The organism is Mesorhizobium sp. M5C.F.Ca.IN.020.32.2.1 (genome assembly GCF_004023105.1).
In the GTDB taxonomy this organism is placed as follows: Bacteria; Pseudomonadota; Alphaproteobacteria; order Rhizobiales; family Rhizobiaceae; genus Mesorhizobium; species Mesorhizobium wenxiniae.
In genome coordinates, this window is the sequence record NZ_RZSX01000789.1 from 1 (window position 1) to 2,942 (window position 2,942).

The window sequence follows — 2,942 nt, forward strand, 5'->3', positions numbered from 1 at the left end:
GTGCTGCCCTATGCCAAGGGTTTGCGTCCGGCCTGGCTGATCAGGCTCGGCCTTTTACTTTACGACCACATTGGCGGGCGCAAATTGCTGCCGGCGACCAAGACGCTGGACATAGCAAAGGACCCAGCCGGCAAGCCGCTGAAGCCGTTGTTTCGCAAGGCCTTCGAATATTCCGACGCCTGGGTCAACGATGCGCGGCTGGTGGCCCTGAACGCCCGCGACGCCGCCGATCGCGGCGCAATGATCCGAACCCGCACGAAAGTCATCGGCGCACGCCGTGAAGGCGAACTTTGGACGGTCAGGCTGGAAAACGCGCAGACCGGGGACACCGAGGAGGTCAAGGCGCGGCTTTTGGTCAACGCCGCCGGTCCATGGGTCGACCATGTGCTGTCTGCTACGGTCGGCTTGAACGAGGTGCACAATGTCCGGCTGGTACAGGGCAGCCATATCGTCATCGGCAAGAAGTTCGACGATCCGCGCGCCTATTTCTTCCAGAACAAGGATGGCCGCATCATCTTTGCTATCCCCTACGAGGAAGAGTTCACGCTGATCGGCACCACTGACCAGGACTATGCTGGCGACCCGCACGACGTGAAGATCAGCGACGCCGAGATCGATTATCTCTGTGCCGCGGCGAGCGAATATTTCGCGCAGCCGGTCAAGCGTTCGGACATCGTCTGGACCTATTCCGCCGTGCGCCCGCTTTATGACGACGGCGCCTCGAAGGCGCAGGAAGCAACCCGCGATTATGTGCTGAAGACCGACGGCGGCGAGGGCACGGCGCCGATCATCAACACCTTCGGCGGCAAGATCACCACCTATCGCCGGCTGTCTGAATCGATGCTCGAGAAAATCGAGGGTTTTCTCGGCAAGCGCGGCAAGCCGTGGACGGCAAACGCGCCGCTGCCGGGCGGCGATTTCCCGGCCAGCGGTTTCGACGCCGAAGTGGCGAAACTGAAAACGGCCTATCCGTTCCTCGACGCACGTCTGGCACGCCGCCTGAGCCGGCTTTACGGAACTCGCGCAAGGATGCTGCTGGGCCTCGCCAGATCGAATGCCGACCTTGGCCGCAACTTTGGCGCCGATCTCTATGAGGCCGAAGTGCGCTACCTCGTTCAAAATGAATGGGCGATGACGGCTGAAGATGTATTGTGGCGCAGGACCAAGCGCGGCCTGCATCTGAGCCGCGAGCAGACGGCAGCGCTCGACGAATTCATGCGCGGGATAAGCCGGCGCCATGTCGCGGCTGCCGAATAGTCATGCAGAAAGCCTGGGAGGAGGCATCATGCTGGAACTGAGAAACGTGACGAAGACGGTCGGGGCGACGGAGCATATACGCGACGTGTCGCTGACGCTTCAGCACGGCTCGCTCAATGTCCTTCTCGGGCCGACGCTTTCCGGCAAGACCAGCCTGATGCGGCTGATGGCCGGCCTTGATGTGCCGACATCCGGCTCGGTCTGGTTCGATGGCAAGGATGTCACCGGCATCCCGGTGCAGAAGCGCAACGTCGCCATGGTCTACCAGCAGTTCATCAATTATCCGGCGATGACCGTCTACGAGAACATCGCCTCGCCGCTGAGGGTGGCCGGGACCGAGCGGGCAAAGATCGACAAGGAGGTGCGCAGTGCGGCAGCCCTTCTCAAGCTGACGCCCTATCTCGACCGCACGCCGCTCAGCCTCTCCGGTGGCCAGCAGCAGCGCACCGCGCTGGCGCGCGCCATCGTCAAGAACGCCAGCCTCGTGCTGCTCGATGAGCCGCTCGCCAACCTCGACTACAAGCTGCGCGAGGAGCTGCGTGCTGAATTGCCGAAAATCTTCGCGGCGACCGGCACCATTTTCGTCTACGCCACTACGGAGCCGCACGAAGCCTTGCTGCTCGGCGGCAACACGGCGACGCTTTCCGAAGGCCGGATCACTCAGTTCGGCCCGACGATCGACGTCTTCCGCAGGCCGAACGACCTCGTCACGGCCAAGACATTCGCCGATCCGCCGCTCAACACGATCGTGCTGAAGAAGAGCGGTTCGAGCTTCCTTCTTGATGGTGGGGTGAAGCTTCCGGTGCCGGCTGAACTCGCCGGTATTGCCGATACGAGCTACACGATCGGCTTCCAGCCTCACCATCTCTCTCTTGCTCGGCCGAGCCCGTCGGCGGTTCCGGTGAGAGCCAAGGTGTCGGTCACCGAAATCACCGGTTCTGAAAGCTTTGTGCATCTCGATTTCGCCGACGTCCGCTGGGTGATGCTGGAGCACGGCATCCTGGTGTTCGAACCGGACCAGACCATCGAGGTGTTCATCGACCCGCGGCACATCATGGTGTTCGACGCGAACGGCCGCTCGGCCGCGCCGCCACAGATGCTGGCGGCTTGAGGGAGGAGGGCACATGGCGCGCATCGACTGCAACCACATCCGCCACGCGTACGGGCCGCATCCGAAGTCGGACAAGGACTATGCGCTGAAGGAGGTGCATCACGCCTTCGAGGATGGCGGCGCCTATGCGCTGCTGGGGCCGTCGGGCTGCGGCAAGACCACGCTGCTCAACATCATTTCCGGCCTGTTGTACCCCTCGCATGGCGAGCTTCTGTTCGACGGCAAGGACGTAACCAATCTGTCGACGCAGGAGCGCAACATCGCGCAGGTGTTCCAGTTCCCGGTCATCTACGACACCATGACGGTCTACGATAATCTGGCCTTCCCGCTGCGCAACCGCGGCGTTCCAGAACCCGACGTCGACCGCAAGGTGCGTGAAACGCTGGAAATGACGGGGTTGGCCGATATGGCTAAGAGAAAGGCGAGGGGGCTGACCGCCGACCAGAAGCAGAAGATCTCGCTCGGACGCGGGCTGGTGCGCTCCGATGTCAACGCGATCCTGTTCGACGAACCGCTGACCGTAATCGACCCGCACATGAAGTGGGTGCTGCGCTCGCAGTTGAAGCAGCTGCAC

At 62.4% G+C, this 2,942-nt stretch carries 3 protein-coding genes; all 3 read left to right on the plus strand.

From position 1 onward, the window contains the following. On the plus strand, positions 1-1,257 hold a 1,257-nt coding region (gene glpD / locus EOA86_RS28855), incomplete at its 5' end, for a glycerol-3-phosphate dehydrogenase (protein ID WP_128344776.1). A gap of 28 nt (positions 1,258-1,285) precedes the next feature. Continuing rightward, positions 1,286-2,368: an ABC transporter ATP-binding protein gene (locus EOA86_RS28860; protein ID WP_127209779.1), complete on the plus strand. Its 1,083-nt coding sequence runs from the start codon at positions 1,286-1,288 to the stop codon at positions 2,366-2,368. Positions 2,369-2,381: 13 nt separating this feature from the next. Continuing rightward, on the plus strand, positions 2,382-2,942 hold a 561-nt coding region (locus tag EOA86_RS28865), incomplete at its 3' end, for an ABC transporter ATP-binding protein (RefSeq protein WP_164892074.1).